The organism is Aliiroseovarius sp. S1339, from assembly GCF_023195695.1.
Classification (GTDB): domain Bacteria; phylum Pseudomonadota; class Alphaproteobacteria; order Rhodobacterales; family Rhodobacteraceae; genus Aliiroseovarius.
The window spans coordinates 192,181-214,200 of the sequence record NZ_JALPQG010000003.1 but is presented as its reverse complement, the minus strand read 5'-3'; the positions used below and the strand labels follow the sequence as shown (position 1 = coordinate 214,200).

At 58.1% G+C, this 22,020-nt stretch carries 23 protein-coding genes; 12 read left to right on the top strand and 11 right to left on the bottom strand.

Annotated features, from left to right (window positions below; translation table 11 throughout):
- Positions 1-6 precede the first annotated feature (6 nt).
- Together MUY35_RS05890 and MUY35_RS05885 are read right to left on the bottom strand one after the other, a co-directional pair.
- Positions 7-1,056, bottom strand: coding sequence for an efflux RND transporter periplasmic adaptor subunit (locus MUY35_RS05890; protein WP_248364718.1), 1,050 nt, complete (start codon positions 1,054-1,056; stop codon positions 7-9).
- 9 nt (positions 1,057-1,065) lie between these two features.
- Complete coding sequence (locus tag MUY35_RS05885) at positions 1,066-1,527, bottom strand: MarR family transcriptional regulator (RefSeq protein WP_248364716.1); 462 nt, start codon at positions 1,525-1,527, stop codon at positions 1,066-1,068.
- A gap of 389 nt (positions 1,528-1,916) precedes the next feature.
- Between MUY35_RS05885 and MUY35_RS05880 the strand changes: the two genes are divergently transcribed.
- The 11 genes from MUY35_RS05880 to MUY35_RS05830 all read left to right on the top strand — a co-directional run bounded on the left by MUY35_RS05880 (position 1,917) and on the right by MUY35_RS05830 (position 16,016).
- Positions 1,917-2,999, top strand: a complete 1,083-nt coding sequence (locus MUY35_RS05880) for a TRAP transporter substrate-binding protein (protein WP_248364713.1) — start codon at positions 1,917-1,919, stop codon at positions 2,997-2,999.
- Between the two features lie 106 nt (positions 3,000-3,105).
- Entirely contained in the window at positions 3,106-4,104 is a 999-nt protein-coding gene (locus MUY35_RS05875) for a TRAP transporter small permease subunit (RefSeq protein ID WP_248364710.1), read from the top strand.
- Between the two features lie 10 nt (positions 4,105-4,114).
- Positions 4,115-6,769, top strand: a complete 2,655-nt coding sequence (locus MUY35_RS05870) for a TRAP transporter large permease subunit (protein WP_248364708.1) — start codon at positions 4,115-4,117, stop codon at positions 6,767-6,769.
- 218 nt (positions 6,770-6,987) lie between these two features.
- Positions 6,988-8,571 (top strand): ABC transporter substrate-binding protein, encoded by a 1,584-nt coding sequence (locus MUY35_RS05865; RefSeq protein WP_248364706.1) that lies wholly within the window; start codon positions 6,988-6,990, stop codon positions 8,569-8,571.
- A 1-nt stretch (position 8,572) separates the two neighbouring features.
- Entirely contained in the window at positions 8,573-9,529 is a 957-nt protein-coding gene (locus MUY35_RS05860; RefSeq protein ID WP_248364705.1) for an ABC transporter permease, read from the top strand.
- Complete coding sequence (locus tag MUY35_RS05855; protein WP_248364704.1) at positions 9,526-10,341, top strand: ABC transporter permease; 816 nt, start codon at positions 9,526-9,528, stop codon at positions 10,339-10,341. The genes MUY35_RS05860 and MUY35_RS05855 overlap by 4 nt, the downstream gene beginning before the upstream one ends.
- A complete protein-coding gene (locus MUY35_RS05850) occupies positions 10,338-11,975 on the top strand; it encodes an ABC transporter ATP-binding protein (protein ID WP_248364703.1) in 1,638 nt (545 codons plus the stop codon). The genes MUY35_RS05855 and MUY35_RS05850 overlap by 4 nt, the downstream gene beginning before the upstream one ends.
- A gap of 29 nt (positions 11,976-12,004) precedes the next feature.
- Positions 12,005-12,841, top strand: coding sequence for an alkaline phosphatase family protein (locus MUY35_RS05845; RefSeq protein ID WP_248364701.1), 837 nt, complete (start codon positions 12,005-12,007; stop codon positions 12,839-12,841).
- A complete protein-coding gene (locus tag MUY35_RS05840; protein WP_248364700.1) occupies positions 12,838-13,536 on the top strand; it encodes a fumarylacetoacetate hydrolase family protein in 699 nt (232 codons plus the stop codon). Before MUY35_RS05845 ends, MUY35_RS05840 begins: the two co-directional genes overlap by 4 nt.
- 241 nt (positions 13,537-13,777) lie before the next feature.
- Positions 13,778-14,719: a proline racemase family protein gene (locus MUY35_RS05835; protein WP_248364698.1), complete on the top strand. Its 942-nt coding sequence runs from the start codon at positions 13,778-13,780 to the stop codon at positions 14,717-14,719.
- A gap of 49 nt (positions 14,720-14,768) precedes the next feature.
- Positions 14,769-16,016: an FAD-dependent oxidoreductase gene (locus tag MUY35_RS05830; protein ID WP_248364696.1), complete on the top strand. Its 1,248-nt coding sequence runs from the start codon at positions 14,769-14,771 to the stop codon at positions 16,014-16,016.
- A 20-nt stretch (positions 16,017-16,036) separates the two neighbouring features.
- On the opposite strand, the gene MUY35_RS05825 is transcribed toward MUY35_RS05830, so the two are convergent.
- The 9 genes from MUY35_RS05825 to MUY35_RS05785 all read right to left on the bottom strand — a co-directional run bounded on the left by MUY35_RS05825 (position 16,037) and on the right by MUY35_RS05785 (position 20,610).
- Positions 16,037-16,438, bottom strand: coding sequence for a flagellar basal body-associated FliL family protein (locus tag MUY35_RS05825; protein ID WP_348984503.1), 402 nt, complete (start codon positions 16,436-16,438; stop codon positions 16,037-16,039).
- Positions 16,439-16,542: 104 nt separating this feature from the next.
- A complete protein-coding gene (flgH, locus tag MUY35_RS05820; RefSeq protein WP_248364690.1) occupies positions 16,543-17,271 on the bottom strand; it encodes a flagellar basal body L-ring protein FlgH in 729 nt (242 codons plus the stop codon).
- A gap of 16 nt (positions 17,272-17,287) precedes the next feature.
- The gene (flgA, locus tag MUY35_RS05815; RefSeq protein ID WP_248364688.1) at positions 17,288-17,719 is read right to left on the bottom strand and encodes a flagellar basal body P-ring formation chaperone FlgA; all 432 of its coding nucleotides are present in this window, start codon (positions 17,717-17,719) and stop codon (positions 17,288-17,290) included.
- Complete coding sequence (gene flgG / locus MUY35_RS05810; RefSeq protein ID WP_248364687.1) at positions 17,719-18,504, bottom strand: flagellar basal-body rod protein FlgG; 786 nt, start codon at positions 18,502-18,504, stop codon at positions 17,719-17,721. Before flgG ends, flgA begins: the two co-directional genes overlap by 1 nt.
- 12 nt (positions 18,505-18,516) lie before the next feature.
- Positions 18,517-19,236 carry a flagellar hook-basal body complex protein gene (locus MUY35_RS05805; RefSeq protein WP_248364685.1) on the bottom strand — a complete coding sequence of 240 codons (720 nt, stop codon included), beginning with the start codon at positions 19,234-19,236 and terminating at the stop codon, positions 18,517-18,519.
- 3 nt (positions 19,237-19,239) lie between these two features.
- Positions 19,240-19,509, bottom strand: coding sequence for a flagellar biosynthetic protein FliQ (locus MUY35_RS05800; RefSeq protein ID WP_248364683.1), 270 nt, complete (start codon positions 19,507-19,509; stop codon positions 19,240-19,242).
- Positions 19,509-19,799 (bottom strand): flagellar hook-basal body complex protein FliE, encoded by a 291-nt coding sequence (gene fliE / locus MUY35_RS05795; RefSeq protein WP_248364680.1) that lies wholly within the window; start codon positions 19,797-19,799, stop codon positions 19,509-19,511. The genes MUY35_RS05800 and fliE overlap by 1 nt, the downstream gene beginning before the upstream one ends.
- 11 nt (positions 19,800-19,810) lie before the next feature.
- A complete protein-coding gene (gene flgC / locus MUY35_RS05790; RefSeq protein ID WP_248364678.1) occupies positions 19,811-20,203 on the bottom strand; it encodes a flagellar basal body rod protein FlgC in 393 nt (130 codons plus the stop codon).
- An 11-nt stretch (positions 20,204-20,214) separates the two neighbouring features.
- Positions 20,215-20,610, bottom strand: coding sequence for a FlgB family protein (locus MUY35_RS05785; RefSeq protein ID WP_248364677.1), 396 nt, complete (start codon positions 20,608-20,610; stop codon positions 20,215-20,217).
- An 85-nt stretch (positions 20,611-20,695) separates the two neighbouring features.
- Between MUY35_RS05785 and MUY35_RS05780 the strand changes: the two genes are divergently transcribed.
- On the top strand, positions 20,696-22,009 hold the full coding sequence (locus MUY35_RS05780) for a FliI/YscN family ATPase (protein ID WP_248364675.1): 1,314 nt from the start codon (positions 20,696-20,698) through the stop codon (positions 22,007-22,009).
- Positions 22,010-22,020: the final 11 nt, after the last annotated feature.

Here is a 22,020-nt window from a genome sequence, read left to right as displayed (position 1 = left end):
CCCCCTTCAGTTCGTGAAGCCGGTGAACCGGCGGACCGTTTCACCATCGCGCACAGCCGACGCACCAGCGGCGACAATCTCGTCACCTGCGGACAGGCCCGACAGCAGTAGAAAGTCACCATTTGCGGCGGGTTTGACTGTGATCGGCACAGCGGCGATTGTGCCAGTGTCGCCTTCACCCGCAACGAAGCGCATGGCAGACAAAGTGCCGTCGGGCGCGGCGACAATTGCGGTGGATGGGATCAGGATACCGGGATTTTCATGGGTCGCTGACACGCGCACATTCACAGAGGACCCCGGTAAAACACGCAGGTCGTCACGCGGCGCCATCCCGAGAGTCAGGCGATAGGTCTGACCGGCGCTCGCCGCCTCAGCGCTGAATTCGCGCAACTCGACAGGCAGCGGTTCATCATGTGCCGGAAACTCGGCCATGAACTGCACGTTCTGTTCCTTTGAGGCGGTCTGGAACAGGATTTCCGGCACGTCGATCGCGATCCGAATTTCGCTCATGTCATGCAAGCGAACGACAGGGGTGCCCGGGCTGACGGTGACGAAATTATCGACGTTGCGCGTGGCGATAAGCCCGTCGAACGGTGCATATAGCGTCGCATTATTCAGGTTCCGTTCGGATTGCCTTAACGCGATGTCTGCCAGATTCACTTGTGTTGTGGCGTCATCCAGAGCCACCTGGCTGACGGTATTGCCCCGCAGCTTTGTCAGCCGCTCCAACGTGCGTTCGGCCAGATCCTTTTGCACAACCGCTTGTTCCAGCGCCAATGAGAACTGTTCCTGTTCCAGCTGAACGATCATGTCCCCTTCCGACACAACTTGCCCTTCGATCACCGGAAATTCGACGATCTGTCCGCCCACCTGAAACGCCATGTCGACACTTTGGCGCGCAACGACCTTGCCGAAGAAAACACGGCTGAAAGTTTCGTCATTCGCCGTGACTGTCAAAAGCTTGACAGGCTTTGCCGCGTCCTCGGCAATTGCGATTGTGCTGGCGGCGATCAGAGCGAACGTCGCAGCGGTCAATAAGCGTGTGATGAAAGGCATGGGATGTCCCTAACAGGTCGTGTGTTTCTGGATGTTGGCGTGAATTTTCAAAGATGTTCTGGCGAAGCTGTTCAGTTCGTCGGCTGACAGATCCAGCGTTTCGCAAAGTAAAGTGCGCGCCATGACAACCAACGCCGACCGCAGATCGGCACCGGTCTGGGTCAGCTTCAACAGCCACGCGCGCCGATCATCTGGGTCGCGTTCGCGCACCACCAAGCCACGGCTTTCCAACTGGTCGGCGGCGGTGGTCATCGTCGATGGCAACACATTCATTTCGCGCGCGAGCGCGCCGATGCGCTTGGGGCGGTCCAGCCAGACCACAATCTTTCGCTCGAAATGGGGCACGTCGATGCCGCTGTCGATGTCGTCCATCAACGATTCGATAAAGTTGTGCAGCGCGAACACCCCCAGCAAAGCGCCAAGCTCTGGTTCGATCAATGTGTCGATGGTTGAGTCGTGCGACTGGATCATTGGGGCAGCTTTCGAGTCATAACGCCTCCTTGATAAGCTTCATTTTTCGAAATATCCAGAGGGGAAAGTAAAAACATACCCATTAGGATGCATCACCGCCTGACGTCATCCACTTATGCGGGTTGTCCCAACGTAAGCCAAGACTTTACGTTGCTTCGCAGAAATTACTCGGCAATCATCAGCGGGTTAGCTTCAAATCACCGCGCGCATTCGCAGCGGCCAGACAGCGTGCTTTTCTCAAATTGGTAAAGAAATGTTACCAGTTTGAGAAAAACCATTTGAAATCTGGATTTATCTACGTAGTAATTGCGTGGCAGCGCAAAGCTGACCCTTGGTCGGCCCACGTTCGAACAAGAAAATATCGAAAACTCGGAGGAGGAATATCATACATGGAACGACGTAAGTTTCTGAAAGGCGCCGCAATTGGCGCAGGCGCAACGGCACTGGCCACACCGGCACTGGCGCAAGGTGGCAAGACAATGACCATCGTGTCGACCTGGCCGCGCGACTTCCCGGGTCTGGGTGTCTCGGCACAACGCTTGGCCGCACGTATTGGCGAGCTTTCGGAAGGCGCGCTGAAGGTTGAGTATTTTGCAGCAGGCGAACGCGTCGGCGCATTGGACGTATTTGACGAAGTCGCATCCGGCAACAGCCAAGCCTATATTGGCGCCGACTACTATTGGACCGGCAAGCACCCTGCACTGGCCTATTTCACAGCGGTGCCCTTCGGCATGTCCTTCGCCGAGATCAATGCATGGGTCCTGTATGGCGGCGGCATGGAAATCTGGGACAGGGTGCAAGACCAGTTCGGCCTGAAAGGCCTTCCCGCTGGTAACACCGGCACCCAAGCTGGCGGCTGGTTCAACAAAGAAATCGAAAGCGCAGATGACTTCAAAGGTCTGAAAATGCGTATTCCGGGCCTGGGCGGTCAGGTTCTGGCCAAGCTGGGCGCATCGACTGTGTCGCTTCCCGGCGGTCAGATCTATGAAAATCTCGTCTCCGGCACCATCGACGCGACGGAGTGGGTTGGTCCCTATAACGACTATTTCATGAAGTTCTACGAGGCTGCCAAATACTACTATACTGGCGGCATGCACGAGCCGGGCGCACAGCTTTCGCTGACCTCGAACAAATCGTGGTGGTCGAGCCTGTCGGATTGGGAACGTGCGGTGATCACCGCTGCGGCCCTTGAAGAAAACTCGAACTCATACTTTGAATCCATGGCTCTGAATGGTGAATACCTGACCAAGCTCGTGGACGAGCAAGGCGTTGAAGTACGCAGCTTCGACGACGACACTTGGGACGCAATGGGCGAAGCCGCTCAGGAAGTGTTCGAAGAAACCGCAAGCTATGACGCATTGGCAGCCGAAGTGAACGACGCAGTTCAGGCCAAAATGCGCGAAATCGGTCGCGGTATCTCGCTCTTTGAAGGTCAGTTCGTGAACCAGCGTAACCGGATCCTGGATCTGTAATCCAGTCCGGTTGTAGACCTAAAAAACCAAGGACGGGGAAGGCTCCCCGTCCTTTTTCCAAAGGGTCACGCAAGAATTGACCCTAATATGCCTTTCGGGAGGCGACATGGCTAACGACAGCACCCATCCAGACATTCCACGCCACGGAGACCCCGCAATCCTTGCGCGGCTTTTCGGTTGGTGCACGCTTACCGTGCTGGCAGCGTTTCTGATCAACAACGTGTTGGTGGTCGGGTTCGGCTATTCCGGCACGCAAGCCTTTCTAAGCGGCGCGGCGCCCAGCGGTTGGGTGCATGTGGTGCTGTATGTCGTGGCGATTGCCGTGGCAGTGGCCGTGGTGCTGCACGATCGAACGATCTCGTTGCGATGGGACGCCCACCGTATCCATATGTTCAATGTCTATCTGATACGCGCGCTGTTCTGGGCGGTCTTCCTGATCGGTATAACAGACGCCACAATCGCATTTATGCGGGCTGAAGACCTTATCAGGCCGCTGCTTGGCTCGACAACCGCCCAGCTGTTCAGCCGCCCAAGCTGGATCGGATCATGGGTGCACATCCCGCTGATCGTGATCGCTTTCGGCATTGCGATGGTCACCCGGACCCTCGGTTTCTTCTGGCTGGCCTTCCTGATCGTCATCGCCGAGCTTCTGATCGTGATCTCACGCTTTGTGTTCAGCTATGAACAAGCGCTGATGGGCGATCTTGTGCGTTACTGGTATGCCGCGCTGTTTCTGTTTTCGTCAGCCTATACGTTATTTGACGAAGGCCATGTTCGGGTGGACGTTCTTTACGCAGGCTTCGGCAGAACGACCCGCGGCATCGTAAATGGTATCGGCACGATCCTGCTTGGAATGACCACCACTTGGGTTGTGCTGGCGGTTGGGTTTGGTGGCAAACAGTCCATCATCAACGCGCCGATCACCAGCTTCGAGATTTCACAAGCCGGCCCGTTTGGCCTGTACACAAAATATCAGATGGCCGCCTTTATTGGCCTGTTCGCCATCACCATGCTGATCCAATTCGTCAGTTATTTCCTCCAGGCCGTTGCAGACAAACGCGACGAGCCCGGATTTCGCGAAATCATGCAACCTTCTGCGCACTGAGGTCTGACCTATGGAGCTTTTCTTTCTTTTCCTGCTCATCGTGATCATGGCGGGCGCGTTGGGGTCGGGCTATCCGGTTGCCTTCGCGCTGCCCGGTGCGGCGATCATCACCATCGGCCTTGCCGCTGGCGCGGGCTATGTGATGACCGGTTCAACCGACGTTTATTTCCACAGCGGCGGCCCAAATCAATGGCTGTCAGCGGGGGTCACGAACCTCAGGGGGGTGTATTGGGAGGTTGAGCGAGACACGCTGATCGCCATCCCGCTATTCATCTTCATGGGCATCATGCTGCAGCGATCCAAAATTGCTGAGGATTTGCTGGTCACCATGGCCCGCCTGTTCGGCCCCGTTCCCGGCGGGCTTGGCATCTCGGTCGTGTTTGTGGGCGCATTGCTTGCCGCAACCACAGGGATCGTTGGCGCAACCGTTGTGGCGATGGGCCTGATTTCACTGCCTGCCATGCTGCGCAACAACTATTCGCAGTCGCTGGCCACCGGTACAATCGCCGCATCGGGCACGTTGGGGCAAATCATTCCTCCGTCAATCGTGCTGATCATTCTGGCGGACCAGTTGGCATCTGCCACGGACCAAGCCGGAACCGCACGCAAGATCCTGCACAAGGAAGCAACCGGCGAGCTGTCCATGCCGTCCATGTTCGACGTCGTGTCGACCTCGGCTGGCGAAATGTTCTTGGGCGCGTTCATTCCCGGTATGGTGCTGGTTGGGCTGTATATGCTGTACATTCTGTTCTACGCGATCCTGCGTCCGAACAACGCGCCCGCCGTTCACTATGACGGCGCGTATAACTTAGACTTCCTGAAAAACGTTCTGATCACTCTGGTCCCGCCCCTTGCCCTGATCTTTATGGTTCTGGGGTCGATCATCGCAGGTATTGCGACGGTGAACCAAGCGGGCGCCATTGGTGCCGCCGGCGCGATGATCATGGCGGGCTATCGTCTGCCAAAGCCCGGTAAAACACTATATTACCCGGCGCTTCTGGCTATCGCTGCGTTGTTCCTTGTCGGCTACGCGCTTTCGAATTTCGAAATGAACATTAAAGGCATAACCGACAGCACCGACAGGCTTGGTATCACGCTGGGCGTCATCGCAACGATCATGCTGTTGGTTGCGCTTGGCTGGTCCTGTTGGCGCATTTTCAAGATTGAAGACACGTTGGCAGGCGTCATGTTGGAAACCGCCAAGACGACATCGCTTGTCTTCATCATCCTTCTGGGTGCTGCCATGCTGACCGCCGCCTTCCGTGCCTTTGGCGGGGAAGAGTTGGTCCGGGAATTCCTGTTGGGCCTGCCCGGCGGGTTCTGGACTCAGTTCGTAATCGTGATGCTGGTGATCTTCATCCTCGGGTTCTTCCTCGACTTTATCGAGATCGCCGTGGTCGTGGTGCCAATCGTGGCCCCGATCCTGCTGGCTGACCCCGAAGCCAATATTACTGCTGTTTGGTTGGGCGTGATGATTGGCCTGAACATTCAGACCAGTTTCCTGACACCACCTTTCGGCTTCGCGCTGTTTTACTTGCGCGGCGTGGCACCAGCCATCGTTAAGACTGTGCAGATGTATAAGGGCGTCATCGCCTTTATTCTGCTGCAACTTACGGCGCTGGCAATTGTGGGGGCCTATCCCCCGCTGGTGAACTATCTTCCCAACCGGGTCAGCTTCCTGTCGGAAACCAGCCCACCGCCACGCAACCCAAGACTGCAACTATGTCTTGAGGAATATGTGGGCCAGCGGCTGTCGCAAAGCACGGAAACGCAAGATGCAATTGTTGCCGCGCGTGCGCTGGACCTGTCGATCCTGCCCGAAGACCTGGCAGGCGATTTGACCGACAGCTTGGATACCGCCGACAACGCCATCGCAGAACTTGAGGCCGCATTTGATGCCGCCGGACAGGTCGAAGCGGCCGCCGATGATTATCGGCCACAATTGCGACTGGTGCGCGGGCTCGAAAAGAAAATCCGCAGCCGCACTGAAGAAATCGACAAGCTGAAAGTGCGGATCGGTCGGATGCGTGACGAAAGTCAGGCATCGGCGCGCACGGTGCTTGAAGGTAACGTCGCCACCCTAAGCTCCGAGGTCGAGCATCTGCGCGAACAGATCCCGGAAAGCTGGACCGGCGCGCACGATACGTTCATTGAGCTGACCAACGCCGAAAACTCTGCCCGCACGAAATATCGCCGGGCGGCGGACTCGGCCTATGAGGATTCGCTTGAAGTGTTGGAGGTTCTGGATGCAACCGCTGACTTTGCAGCGATGGAGTCGCAATTGCGCGCCTTGAAAGCAACGGTCCAGAACATGCCTGAAGCCGAGGCAGAAGATCTTGCAAGCGAACTGTCCAAGGCCTTCGGTAAGATCGACGGCGCGGGCGACGTCAAAAGTGCGCTGAGCAAGGCCGCGAAGGCGCTGAAAGCAAAAGAACCGGACCGCGCGGAGGCGATGGAGGCCTATGAGGACGCGGTTGCCGAATTCGATTCTCAGATGGCTTGGCGTGCGAAAGCGGACGCAAAACTGCGGCCACAGCTCGCCACCTATCTGGACGTGATCCGAGGCTCGCTGGGCATCCGTGTTCAAGATCGCTTTACCCGTGAACAGGCTTTGGCAATGGCGTCATGTTCTGCGCGCCATCGCGATATCTCGTTGAATTTCTAGAAGATTTTCAATCGCTGGAAAAAGGGCCGGGGCAACCTCGGCCCTTTTTTGTTTGCCGCGAAGGGTAGCTTTCTGCCGCGTGACGTAACATAGTGTCGGAAATCGATGATACTCGGTCGGTATCAAACCTTGCGAAACCCGGCCATCTGGTCAACTCTGTCAGTCAATCCAGAAAAAAGCGGCCAAAAGGCCCACATATTTCACTCAGGGAGCCCTCAATGTCCAACGAACTCGAATATCTTTCTAAGCAGGTCGCCTCGCGCAGACTGTCGCGCCGTCACTTCATGGGACGGGCCGCTGCACTTGGCTTGACCGCCGCAGGCGCGAACACGCTGCTGTCTTCAGCCGGTTACGCCCAAACGCCAGTCAAAGGCGGAACCATCCGCGTCGGCCTTCCGGGTGGCTCGACCACCGACAGCCTTGATCCGGCGACCACGACCAACTCGACCGGCACCATGGTCAGCCGCTTCTGGGGTGAACCACTGGTCGAACTTGCGCCGCAAGGCGGGCTTGAAAACAAGCTGGCAGAAGAAGTGTCGGCCTCGGCAGATGCCAAGGTGTGGACGTTCAAGATCCGCTCGGGCGTCGAGTTTTCGAATGGCAAGCCCCTGACCGCCGATGACGTGCTGGCGACGATGGAACGTCACGCGGGCGAAGACACAAAGTCCGGCGCACTGGGCATCATGCGCGGCATCTCGGCGATGAGTGTTGATGGCGACAAGTTTATCGTCGAACTGGAAACCCCGAACGCCGACCTGCCTTACCTTATGACCGACTATCACCTGATGATCCAGCCCAATGGCGGCAAGGATGACCCGGCAGCGGCGATCGGCACCGGCCCCTATATCCTGAAAGAAGTGGATATGGGTGTGCGTTTCGTGGCCGAAAAGAACCCCAATTACTGGGGCGATCTGGGCCATGCCGACACGATCGAGGTTGTGGTGATCAACGACGACACCGCGCGTATGGCGGCAATTCAGTCTGGCCAGGTCGATATGGTCGGGCGTGTTCCACCACGGACCGCAGATCTCGTGGCCCGCGCGCCCAACATCAATGTCTACTCAACCCCAGGGCCGGGCCATTACGTGTTCATCGCCCATTGCAACACCGCGCCGTTTGACAACAACGACCTGCGACTGGCGCTGAAACACGGCATTAACCGCGAAGAAATGGTCGAAAAGATCCTGTTTGGCTACGGCTCGATCGGGAACGACATTCCGATCAACAGTTCCTACCCGCTGTTCACCGAGATGGAGCAGCGCACCTACGATCCTGACAAGGCCAAGTTCCACTTCGACAAGTCAGGGCACGAAGGTCCGATCCTTCTGCGCACGTCTGACAACAGCTTCCCTGGCGCACCGGATGCATCGGCGCTGTTCCAGCAGTCGCTGGCAACCGCTGGGATCGACCTTGAGATCAAGCGCGAACCCAACGACGGTTACTGGTCCGAGGTCTGGAACGCTCAGCCCTTCTGCACCAGCTACTGGAGCGGGCGACCGACGCAGGACCAGATGTATTCCACCGCCTATCTGTCATCGGCGGACTGGAACGACACACGGTTCTTCAACGATCAGTTCGACCAGATGCTGCTGACGGCACGGGGCGAGCTGGACGAGGCGAAGCGGACTCAGATGTATGGCGATATGGGCACGCTGCTTCACAACGAAGGCGGGCTGGTTTGCCCGATGTTCAACGACTTCATTGATGGCACGACCAACCGGGTCGCCGGCTGGGTCGAAGGTCACAAGGGCTTCGACCTGATGAACTTCTATGCCCCGATGAAAATGTGGGTCGCCGGCTGATATGCCATTATTGCTCAAACTTCTGGTCCAGCGCATTGCGCTGGGCCTGCTCCTTCTACTAACGGTGTCGGGCCTGATATTCTGGGGCACCAACATCCTGCCGGGGGATGTGGCACAATCCATTCTGGGCCAGTCCGCCACACCCGAGGCACTTGCCAACATTCGCGAAGAACTGGGTCTGAACGAACCTGCGCTAAGCCGTTATTTCGACTGGCTGGGCGGGCTTGTTCAGGGCGATCTGGGCACTGCGCTCACCTCTGGACAGGATATCGCTGCCAGCCTTGGCTCGCGCCTGAAAAACACCCTGTTTCTTGCCTTCTGGGCCGCGGTGGTCGCCGTGCCGCTGGCAATCTTTCTGGGCCTGCTGGCCGTCCGGTACCGCGAACGCTGGCCGGACAAGCTTATCTCGGCCGTCACACTGGCCTCGATCTCCGTTCCGGAGTTCCTAATCGGCTATATCCTGATGTATTTCGTCGGCGTTAAGCTGGGATGGGCACCCACCGTGTCAATGATCCATGACGGAATGAGCCTGGGGCAGAAGTTGAGTTCCATCGCCCTGCCTGTCGCCGTGCTGACCATGGTCGTGCTGGCCCATATGATGCGTATGACGCGGGCCGCCATTTTGAACGTGATGCAATCGGCCTATATCGAAACGGCCGAATTGAAGGGACTGACCAGCTTTCAAGTTATCGCCCGCCACGCCCTTCCCAACTCGATTGCGCCAATCGTGAATGTGGTGATGTTGAACCTTGCCTATCTCGTCGTCGGGGTCGTGGTGGTCGAAGTCGTGTTCACCTATCCCGGCATGGGGCAATATCTGGTGGATCACGTATCCAAACGTGACGTGCCGGTGGTGCAGGCCTGCGGATTGATCTTCGCGGCGGTCTATATCGGGCTCAACATGGTGGCGGATATCGTGTCGATCCTTGCCAACCCAAGGCTGAGGCATCCGAAATGACAAGAATTCCCCCGGCCGCTTTGTTCGGCCTGTTCTTCACCAGCCTATATTTCCTGATGGCAATCCTCGCACCATGGATCGCGCCCTATTCGATGACAGAAATCGTTGGCGATGTCTGGGAGCCGTGGTCGGCCGACCACTGGATCGGCACCGACAATATTGGCCGCGATCTGCTAAGCCGGATGATCTATGGCGGGCGCACGACCATCTTTATCGCGACTGCGGCCACATTCATCAGTTTCACCACCGGATCGATCCTTGGCTTCACGGCCGCCGTTATCGGCGGTTGGGTCGATCAGGTCATGAGCCGCTTTGTCGATCTGATCATGTCGATCCCGACCCTGATCTTCGCGCTTGTCGTTTTGTCGGTCATGCCGGTCACACTGACGATCCTGATCCTTGTCATGGGCCTTCTGGATGCCACCCGCGTCTATCGACTGGCACGCGCAGTCGCAGTGGATATCAACGTGATGGATTTTGTCGAAGCCGCCAAGCTGCGCGGTGAAGGCCGGATTTGGATCATCTTCCGTGAAATCCTGCCCAACGCGCTGTCGCCGCTTGTGGCCGAAATGGGCCTTCGGTTCATCTTTGCGGTTCTGTTCGTCTCGACCCTGTCCTTCCTTGGACTTGGAGTCCAACCACCCAATGCAGACTGGGGCGGCATCGTGAAGGAAAACAAGGACGGCATCATCTATGGCATCGCGGCAGCGCTTGTTCCCGCGGTCGCCATCGCGACGCTTGCCATTTCCGTGAACCTAGTGGCCGACTGGGTGTTGAACCGAACCACCAGCCTGAAAGGAGGCCGCGGATGAGCGACGCGCTTTTGAAAGTCCGCGACCTGAAGATCGGCGCGCGCGTCTATCCACCGGGCGAAAAGCCGCGTGATATTGATATCGTACATGGCGTGTCGTTCGACCTTGAAAAGGGCAAAGTTCTTGGCCTGATCGGTGAAAGCGGGGCCGGTAAATCGACCATCGGGCTTGCGACGATGGCCTATGGGCGCGGCGGCGTCGAAATCACTGGCGGCGAGGTTTGGGTCAATGGGCGCGAAATCCTTGGCACCAGCCTTAAGGACCTGCGCAAACTGCGCGGGACCGAGGTCACATATGTCTCTCAATCGGCAGCGGCCAGTTTTAACCCCGCCAAGAAGATCATGGAGCAAGTGATCGAGGCATCGATCCACGCTAGCAAGTTCTCGAAGAAAGATGCCGAGGCCCGCGCGATTGATCTGTTCACCAGGTTAGGCCTGCCCGACCCTGAAACCATTGGCGACCGCTATCCGCACCAAGTCTCTGGCGGGCAGTTGCAGCGCTGCATGACTGCATTGGCCCTGTGCCCGGAACCCGATCTGGTGGTCTTTGATGAACCCACCACGGCGCTGGATGTCACCACGCAAATCGACGTGTTGATGGCGATCAAGAAAGCGATCCGCGACACAGGTGTTGCAGCGCTTTATATCACGCACGATCTTGCCGTTGTCGCCCAAGTCTCGGATGAAATCATGGTGCTGCGCATGGGCGACATGGTCGAACATGGCACCACCGACCAGATCATCAACGCGCCAAAAGAAGAGTATACCAGCGATCTGGTGTCGGTGCGGTCGCGAAAGCACGAAGGCAAGCCGCCTTCAGACAACCCGGTTTTGACCATTGAGCACGTCACTGCGCGCTATAAAGGCACCAACTTTGATGTGCTGCATGACGTGTCGATGGAGTTGCACGCCGGTCAAACGCTGGCCGTTGTCGGCGAAAGCGGGTCGGGTAAGTCAACCACGGCTCGCGTTATGACAGGGCTGTTGCCCGCGCGTGATGGGCAGATCGTTTTCGAAGATCGGGTGTTGTCCGCCGATCTTAAAGGGCGCGCGCGCGACGATCTGCGCGAAATTCAGATGATCTATCAGATGGCGGATGTCGCGATGAACCCGCGCCAGACCGTCGGCACGATTATTGGTCGACCACTCGAGTTCTATTTCGGAATGCGCGGCGCTGAGAAGCACAAGCGCATCGACGAGCTTCTTGACGATATCGAGATGGGAGCCGAGTTCAAAGACCGCTATCCTGCCGAGCTTTCGGGCGGGCAAAAGCAGCGTGTCTGCATTGCGCGCGCCTTGGCCGCGAAGCCCAAGATCATCATCTGCGACGAGGTGACATCGGCGCTGGACCCGCTCGTCGCCGAGGACATTCTGAAGCTTCTGCATAACCTTCAGAAGCGCGAACAGGTCGCCTATCTGTTCATCACCCACGACCTTGCCACGGTGCGCGCCATCGCGGACAGCATCGCGGTGATGTATCAGGGGCGCGTCGTGCGCTATGGCACAAAGGCCGAGGTGCTGTCGCCGCCGTTTGACGACTATACCGATCTTCTGCTCAGCTCGGTGCCGGAAATGCGGTTGGGGTGGCTTGAAGAAGTCGTCGAACATCGCAAGATGGAAAGCGCAGGGAACTGATAGTTGGCCATTGCTGAGATGTGGGCATCATGGACCGAAAACTTCTTCTGATCATTCTCGATGGCGTGCCTTGGCGAAACTGGCGCAGGTTGTTTGGCAATCTGGAAGGCTGGGTGGACAGTGGCGATGCACAGCGCTGGAAAATGCGCTCGGTGCTGCCGTCGACATCGGCCAGTTGCTATGCCTCGATCCACACGGGCGTTGCGCCGCAAGACCATGGCTGCACCGGCAACAACAACGTGTTCCGCCTGGCTCAGCCCGATATCTTCAGTCAGGTGCGCAAGGCCGGTGGTGTCACGGGCGCTGTCACCCACAGTTTCTGGTCCGAGTTCTTCAACCGCGCGCCCTTCGATCTGGTGCGCGATATCGAATACGACGAGCCCGACAGCACCTCGATCAACCACGGTCGATTTCACACGATGACCGGATATGGGTTGATCAACCAGACAACTCCTGCTGACATCGACTTGTTCGCGACGCTGACCATGCTGTGTGAACGGTTCAACCTGAACTATGGCATCCTGCACACTTGCACGCTGGACAGCATGGGCCATCGGTTCGGGCACGACTGTCAGGAAATGGACCACGCCTGCTTTCAAGCGGACGAACAGTTGGCGCTGTTCATCAACCGGTGGCGCGCAGATGGGTATGAGATCATCGTGACCGCCGATCACGGCCAAACCGACCGCGGCCACCATGGCGGGCGCGAAGATTTGCAGCAGGACGCGGCGCTTTACTATTTCGGACCCGCCGCTGGCCCCGATTTCGACGACCGCCTGTGCCAGCTACAACTCGCCCCCACGATCCTGTCGCGATTGGGCGCGCCGATCCCCGACACCATGAAAGCCGAGGTATTTTTGACATGACTTGGGCCATTCCCTGCCCCCCGCAGCCGTCGCTGGCCATCGTTGGGTCTGACGACCGCTTTCCCGTGCGCCGCATCTATTGCATCGGCCAGAACTACGCGGCCCATGCGCGTGAAATGGGGTCGAACCCGGATCAGGACCCACCGTTCTTTTTCTCAAAACCCGCTGATGCGCTGGTCGCGGATGGGGCAACGGTGCCTTACCCGCCCGGCACGGACAACCTGCATCACGAGGCCGAGCTGGTCGTGGCCATCGGCATCGGTGGGGCGAACATTCCGGTTGAAACGGCGCTGGATCACGTCTGGGGTTACGCCATCGGCAATGATCTGACCCGCCGTGACCTTCAGGCTGCCGCCAAGAAAGTTGGGCGGCCATGGGATATGGCAAAGGGCTTTGATCACTCTGCCCCGTGCGGCCCGCTTCACCCCGCATCAAAGACCGGACACATTGGCACGGGCAAAATTCAGTTGACGGTGAATGACGAGGTGCGACAATCCTCGGACCTTTCTGACCTGATCTGGTCCGTCGCTGATGTGATTGCTTACCTGTCGTCCCTGATCACGCTTGCACCCGGTGACCTTATTTTCACAGGAACGCCCGAGGGCGTCGGCCCGGTAATGCCGGGCGATGTCTGCGTGGTCGAGATCGAAGGGTTGGGCCGGTTGACCACCCGGATAGGGCAAGCAAGGGGCTAGTCTCCAATCGACGACATCTGCAGGATTGGGTTGTCGCGCGCACCAAGATGTTCGCGACAGCCGGCGCTGTTTGAATATACTTATTGCATATTGGATTTAATTCACAATATGACGGACCATGCCCAAACTCTTGACGCCCGCACTGATTTCTGGCCGCCTGCATCCAACCATTCAGGAAACCTTGATGAACAACACCCTCTTCACAGGCAGCGTGGTCGCAACGCAAAGGCGTCATATCTAAATGCGCGTGATCGACAGCCATACTGAGGGCGAGCCGACCCGCGTCATTATTGACGGCGGTCCAGACCTTGGCACCGGCAGTGTTGCAGATCGCGCCCAGCGCCTTCGCGACGACCACAGCTGGATATATGCCGCAACCCTGGCCGAGCCGCGCGGGCACGATGCCATGGTTGGCGCGCTTCTGGTGCCGCCGACTGACCCGTCATGCGTTGCCGGGGTGATCTATTACAACACGGTTGGAAACTTGGGGATGTGCGGCCACGCGACCATTGGGCTGACCGCCGTTCTGGCGCATCTGGGGCGGCTGACACCCGGAACCCACAAAATTGAAACGCCAGTCGGTGTTGTCTCCAGCCAACTTCTGGATCGCAACACCGTGCGTGTCACCAATGTCGAAAGCTATCGCCATCAAAAAGGCATTACCGTCGATGTTGCCGGTATCGGCCCCGTCACCGGCGATGTTGCATGGGGCGGCAATTGGTTCTTCCTGACTGATTTTGACCAGATCGACCTGTGCCTTGACAACGTCGCAGCGTTGACCGCGGCCGCCAAAAACATCCGCATTGCTTTGCAGCAAGCAGGCGTGACCGGAGCAGATGGGGCCGAGATTGATCATATCGAGCTTTTCGGCGCACCAAAGACCACGGCTGGGCATGGTCGAAATTTCGTGCTGTGTCCCGGTGGCGCTTACGACCGCTCGCCCTGCGGCACGGGCTGTTCTGCAAAGCTGGCCTGCCTTGCCGCTGACGGCAAACTGGCCGCTCGAAAAATCTGGCGACAGGAAAGCGTAATTGGCAGCGCATATGATTGCAGCTTCGTGGGTCACCCGTCTGGCGGTGTTGTCGCCACTATCCAAGGGCGGGCGTTCATCACATCGGAAGCTACTTTGCTGTTTGATGAAGGCGATCCGTTTCGGGGTGGTATTCGCAACGATGGCCGCTGAAACTGGACCTATAATCTGGATGGCTTCACCGCCTCGGCTAGGAAAATGAATGGCAAAGCAGGTTTTCGACATCGTCGTTATTGGCGCAGGCATCATCGGCGTTAGCGCTGCGCTTGAACTTCAGGCGCGAGGTCGCACGCCGCTGCTGATTGACCGCAAAGGCATCGCTGCCGAAACCTCGCGTGGTAACGCTGGCGCGTTCGCATTTTCCGAGGTCGAGCCGCTTGCCACGCCCGGTATCATGCGGCGTGCGCCGAAATGGCTGCTCGATCCGCTTGGCCCGCTGTCCATCCCACCCGCCTATGCCCTGAAGATCGCGCCTTGGATGCTGAAATTCTGGCGTGCAAGCTGGGCCGATCGGTATGATGATGCGGTTGCGGCGCAAACGCGCCTGATGCAGCACTGCGAAGCAGCGTTTGAACGACAGCTTGCCCGGTTTGGTGACCCCAAAATGATCCGCCGTGAAGGACAGTTGGAACTGTATGAGGGCGCGCAAGACTTTGAACGCGCAAGGCCGAAATGGCAACGACGGGCAGATCTTGGCATCGCGGTCGAACTGCTTCAGGACCCCGATCAGATCGCCAAGATACAACCGGGCCTTAGTCGAAAGTTCACCCATGCCGGTTTTACCCCCGGTTGGTTCAACACCACCGACCCGCAGAAGTGGGCAGAAAGCTTGGCGCGCAGGTATCTGGACCAAGGCGGCGCGTATCAAGACCGTGACATCCACGATATCACAACAACGTCCAACCGCGTTGAGATCATCTCGGACCGTGGGTCACTGGCCGCCAAGCAAGTTGTCATCTGCGCTGGAGCATGGTCCCACAAGCTGGCCGCAAAGATCGGCGACACCATCCCGCTTGAAACCGAACGCGGCTATAACACTACCTTCGCCAACGCCTCGGTCGAGCTAAAAACGCACCTGACATTCTCGGCGCATGGTTTTGTCATATCAAAGATTGGATCTGGGCTGCGCATCGGGGGTGCGGTGGAACTAGGCGGCCTTGATCTACCCCCCAATTACCGCCGCGCAGAGGTATTAGTGGATAAAGCAAAAGCGTTCATGCCGGGGGTGGATCTGACCGACGGCACCCAATGGATGGGATATCGTCCGTCGCTGCCCGACAGCCTACCGGTCATTGGTCCGTCGGGTGCGGGCGACCAGATTATCTATGCGTTCGGCCATGGGCATGTGGGATTGACCCAATCGGCTGGGACGGCAGAACTGGTTGCCGACCTCGCCGCGCGAACCAAACCGGCAATAGACCTGTCGCCCTTCGTCGCCGCAAGGTTCTGACGGCGAACCCTCCGCGACGACTAATGATCCTGCCGCATGATGTTCGTGACAAGCACGTCATGAACAACGGTCCCCAGAATACTGGTTGCAACTTCGCGTAACGCACGACGCAGGTTGGTCAACTTACTGGTCTGGGTGAATACGCCATCAAACCCGCCGCTATTCGCGTGATTGAACATGACCTGCAGGAATTCATCCCTTAGTTTGGGTTCGCGCAGGTAAACAGCCTCGCGGCTTCCTGTTGTGACTTCAAGACTCAAGGACAGCACGACAAGGGCCACCACCTTTTCGTCCCGCACGACTGGAATTACGAACTGGTTGTTTATCTTGACAAACTCGCTGTCGGGATTGACCTCAGGCTCGGCAGGCGGCGCATTGATGTGGTTCGGCTCACCATTGGCATCGCCGCTCGGATCAACCATCGCAGGCTCTGGTGCCGGCTTCAGGAAATAACCCGCACCACCGCCTGCGACCAACCCCAACAACGCAAGCAAAACTGGAAAAACCTTTCCCATAACCTGACCTTTCAGAACGGCAGTATGATGTCGGTGACCTGCTGGCCATAGCGTGGCTGCTGAACGTCACTGATCTGCCCACGTCCCCCATATGAAATGCGGGCCGAGGCGATTTTGTCATACGAGATTTCGTTCTGACGCGAGATGTCTTCCGGCCGCACAAACCCTGTGACCAGAAGTTCGCGCAGCTCGAAATTTACCCGCACTTCTTGCGTGCCTTGAATCTTCAGAACTCCGTTTGGCAGGGTGCCGATCACCGTGGCGGCAACGCGCAGTTCTAACTTCTCGTTGCGCTTTACCGACCCGTTGCCGTTGGACGAACTGCTCGATGACAAGCCAACGGCATTTGCCATCGACGCGCCTTCCGTCAGGTCTTTGTCAATGGATTGCGGCAGGCCAAAGAAGTTCGGAACACCCATTTCTTCGGACGCACCGCGCGCGCGTTTTGAGCTGTTCGAGAACTCGGCCCTATCGTCAATTTCAATAACCACGGTCATGATGTCGCCAGCCGCCTGCGCGCGTCTGTCACCCAGCAGTGATTGTCGTCCACCACTCCAAAGCGACGCCCGCACGGGCGAGTTTTTCGGGGGCGCAGTGCGCGGCAGGGCCGAGGCGTTCATCGCAACGTGCTCAGCGCCCATCTCAACCGGGTTTAGGTCCGGCGCCTTACCGACATCTTTCATCCGGGCGCAGGCCGAGACGGCCAAAATGGTGAGAACGGCAAAAACTAATGGGTGCATGTGGCTTCCTTCGGGCTTAAAAACGAGTGTTTGAGACGGAGACCGTACCGTCGGCTTCGACGGATCCGGTCACTGTGGTGCGCGATGACAGGTTCAGAATGCGCACGCGGTCACCGACCCCTGCGCGTCCAAGGCTGCGGCCTTCTGCCAAAATCGTTAGCGGACCGGCGACATAGGCCAAGGTCACGATCTGGTTGCGCTCGACCAACGCCGGCGGTCCGATGTCGTTGACCATAACGGGCCTACCAGCATACAGGACCACGCGCGTTTCCTGCCCAACCACGTCTTGGATCGCCTGGAACCCGCCCGCCAGATCGGACACAACAAGTTTGAGGTCCGTGGCGGTGACCAACACGTTGGCGCGAATGTTCCGGGCGGCCACCACTGTATCGGCGGTGGCTGCGCTGGCGGTTGCGATGAACAGGATGATGCCGAAAATGACTTTCATCACCGCACCTGTGTCGTTGCAGCCAGCATCTGATCGGCTGCGGTGATGACTTTTGAATTCAGCTCGTAACCACGCTGTGCTTCGATCAGTTCGGTAACCTCGCGCACAGCGTCAACTGTGCTGTTCTCCAGATAACCCTGACGCAACGTCCCGCGCCCATCCTCTCCGGGTGCGCCAACGAACGCGGGGCCAGAAGCGGACGTTTCACGAAACAGGTTCGACCCAATCGCCTCAAGCCCCTTTTCATTGGTGAAACCCGCAAGGGTGAAGGCGCCCATCAGCTCAGGTTCGACCGCATCGTCGAAATAGGCATACACCTCGCCGTCTGCGTTGATGGAAATCGAGCGGGCGTCGCTGGGAATCGTGATTTCGGGCGCAACCGCATAGCCATCCGACGTAACGATCAGACCGTCACCGGACAGTTTCAGCCCGCCGTCACGGGTATAGCCCGACCCGCCCGACGGCAGCGTCACCTCTAGATAGCCCTTGCCTTCGATCGCAAGGTCCAGATTGCCATTGGTTTGTGTCAGAGTGCCCTGCTGAACCAACATCGAAACCGACGTGGGCCGCACCCCCAAACCCAGTTGGATACCGGTCGGCAGCACCGTGCCGTCAGAAGCGTTGATGGTGCCAGCGCGCGCCATCTGTTGGTAATGCAGGTCCGCGAATTCGGCACGCCGCGCGTTGTAACCCGTGGTCGACATGTTGGCGAGGTTGTTCGAAATCGTTTCAACCCGCATCTGTTGTGCCAGCATACCTGTTGCTGCGATGTCCAATGCACGCATGATGAACCTCCTTTATCCAGCTACTGTTTTCAGGACTGCGCGAATGCGCTCATCCTCTTTTTCAAGAAACTTCTGACCCAGTTCGTAACTGCGTTGGACTTCGATCATGCGCGCGACCTCGGCGATCGGGTCGACGTTAGACCCTTCGACATAGCCCTGCAAAATCGCGGCCTCGCCAAGAGCGGCTTCAACACCACCCGGTGCTTCAAAGCGGACACCATCGCGATGCAGAAGGTCATTCTGATCAATCGGCGAATAGAGCCCCAATTGCGCAACGGCCCGACCGTCAACCGACAAGGTGCCATCTGCCGCTACGGAAACTGCATTTGCATCAGGCGGGACAAAGACCGGTGCACCGCCGCCATCCAGCAAACGATAGCCGTCTGCAGTTGACAGCTCGCCTTCAGCTGACGGCGTAAACGACCCGGCCCGCGTCAAGAACTGGCCCGCGGGACCATCGATCATGAAAAACCCATCGCCTTCAATTGCAAAGTCAAATGTCCCGCCCGTTTGGGTCAGCGCACCTTGCTGAAGGTCAAGCGCGCGCGCGTTGGCCGTTGCCATCGAAAGTGATGGATCACCCGGTTCAAGCGCGTGTACATATTCAGAAAAGACAACCCCCTCGCGCCGAAACCCGGTGGTTGACGCATTGGCGATGTTGTTGGCGACGGCCTGGATTTCACGCATCAAGCCTGATTGGCGCGTCAGCGATGTGTATCCGATATTGTCCATGCCCTAGCCCCCTGCGATCAGCGGAATGACCCGCACGTGGAAGAAGCTGACAAGCGTTTCCGTCATGAAACCCATGCTGCCCCAGAACACGACGAGGATTGCGATCAGCTTCGGAACGAAGGTCAGCGTCATCTCTTGGATCGAGGTGAGTGCCTGGAACAAGCCAACAATCAGACCCGACAAAAGCGCAACCGTCAGGATTGGAAGCGAGATCATGACCGCGATCCAAAGGCCGGCCCGCAACGTGTCGTAGAAAATAAACTCATCCATCATCAGACCGGCATCCTTAGGATTTCCTGATAGGCCTCGACGACTTTATTTCGCACGGTGACGGCAGTTTCGACCGCCAACTCGGTCTGCGCGAGAGCTTGCACCAGCGCATGCGGGTCTGCGTTGCCAGACAGGGCAGCCAGCGCAGTTTTCTCACCCTGCTGCACAGTGTCCGCGAAACTTGTCGCTGCAGTCGAAAATGGGTTCGCGCTTTGTTCATTTTTCGGCGTTGGCGTCGCCGCTTGTTTGGATGCCGCATATTGTTGCGATGCAAGGGATGATCTGATGTCCATGGCGCGGGCTCCTATCGGCGCAGAAGTTCAAGAAGGCTGCGCGACATCTGTCGGGCCTGATCGAACATTTTCAAGTTGGCGTCATAGCTGCGTTGCGCTTCGCGAGCGTCCGCTATTTCGATCACAAGATCGACGTTGGACCCCTGATAATGACCCGTTTCATCGGCCATCGGATGCGCGGGGTCATAGATCATCGGCAAAGCGGTTTGGTCCAGCGACACCCTGCCCGAGCGCACGGTGCCAGTGGCCTGTCCGCCGTCCATGACGGCCTCAAAACTGGCCAATTTCCGGCGGTAACCCGGGGTATCGGTATTGGCGATGTTTTCCGAAACATGACGCAGGCGGTTTGCCTGACTTTGCATGCCAGATGCGGCGGCAGCGACAGAGGCTTTGAGATCATTCATCTGTTTTCACCTCACCTGCGGCCCAGCGCGCTGCGCATGATGCCAAGTGATGTTTTGTAAACGGTCAGCGCTAAGTGGTGGTCGCTTTTTGCCTCAGCGGCGGCCATCATCTCGGTCTCAAGCGCGACCGAGTTGCCGTTGGGCGACATCGCCCCGGCGCGGTAAACTGTACGAGGTTCAGTGTCGCTGTGTGCGGCGGTTGTCCCACCGATCATATGACGCGCACGCGTGGTACGCATCGCCCCGCCATCATCCATGTGGAACGTGTCGGCAAAAGACGCGAGGTCTTTCGCCCGGTATCCGGGTGTGTCGGCATTCGCAACATTCTGCGCGATCACCGACTGGCGTGCGGCGGCATGTTTCGCCAGCCCCACGGCTTTGGTCAAGATATCCATTTTTTCGAACATCGGGGCTTCTCCCTCGATTGGCTTCAACCAAGGCTTAACCCTGATTCCTTTAGAAAGGGTTTCAGAGATCGAATGGAGGCGCGTGATGCAGATCGGATTTGAACAATTGGCCGCAGAGATATCCTCGGTGCGACCCGTCGCTGACGTTGGACGCATTGTGGAAATCGGACGAGGCACCCTGCAGGTTCGGGGCCTATCATCCGTCGCTGCACAGGCCGATCTGGTCGAGATTCGGCCAAAAACTGGGCGCACGCGGATGGGTGAAATCCTGAACTTGTCGGCCGAGACGGTAACAATCTTGCCTGACGGGGACGTAGAAGGGCTTCAAATCGGCGATCAGGTTTTCCTGCAAGGCCGTGCCGAAATTGCGCCGAACGACAGTTGGATCGGGCGCGTTATCGACCCGATGGGCCAAGCGCTGGATGGTCGCCCGATTCTGCGGGGCGCGCATGTGTCGCCACTGCGGGGCCAGATAAAGAACCCCACCGAACGTCGGGCACTGGGCACACGGCTGGAAACCGGGTTGGCTGCGTTCAACACTTTCCTGCCGATTGTCCGGGGGCAGAGAATCGGGCTTTTTGCAGGTTCGGGGGTCGGTAAATCGACTTTGCTGGCCAAGCTCGCCCGCGGTGTTCAAGCCGACGTTGTGGTGATCGCCATGATCGGCGAACGGGGACGAGAAGTGAAAGAATTTGTCGATCGCGTGCTGGGCCCTGAAGGAATGAAACGCGCTGTGGTGGTCGCGGCGACTTCGGACCAATCGCCAATGGTGCGCCGCAGATGTGGGTGGGCCGCGATGACGGTCGCCGAACATTTCCGTGATCAGGGTCGACAGGTGTTGTTCCTGGCCGATAGCGTCACCCGCTATGCCGAGGCGCATCGCGAAATTGCACTGGCCTCTGGTGAAGGGGGCAATCTGCGGGGGTTTCCGCCATCAACTGCACAACAGATCACAACCCTTTGCGAACGCGCCGGACCGGGATCGGGCGCAGCGGGTGACATCACCGCGATTTTTTCGGTTTTGGTGGCAGGGTCGGATATGGAAGAACCTGTCGCAGATATCCTGCGTGGTGTGTTGGACGGACATGTTGTTCTGGATCGTAACATCGCTGAGCGAGGGCGATTCCCCGCGATTGATCTGTTGCGATCCGTGTCCCGCGCATTGCCGGAAGCCGCCACGGACGAAGAAAATGCGCTGATCTCGAAGGGTCGCAGACTGCTTGGTCAATACAGTCGATCAGAGATGATGATCCAGTCGGGGCTTTATGCGGCAGGCTCCGATCAAGCGTTGGATGAAGCCATCGCCGCATGGCCCGGGCTTGACGCCTTCCTGACCGAAACTGAAGCGAAGGATAGCGCCGCGAGCTTTCATCGCCTCGCGAGTTGCATGTTGCCTTAGGTCCCTGTCGG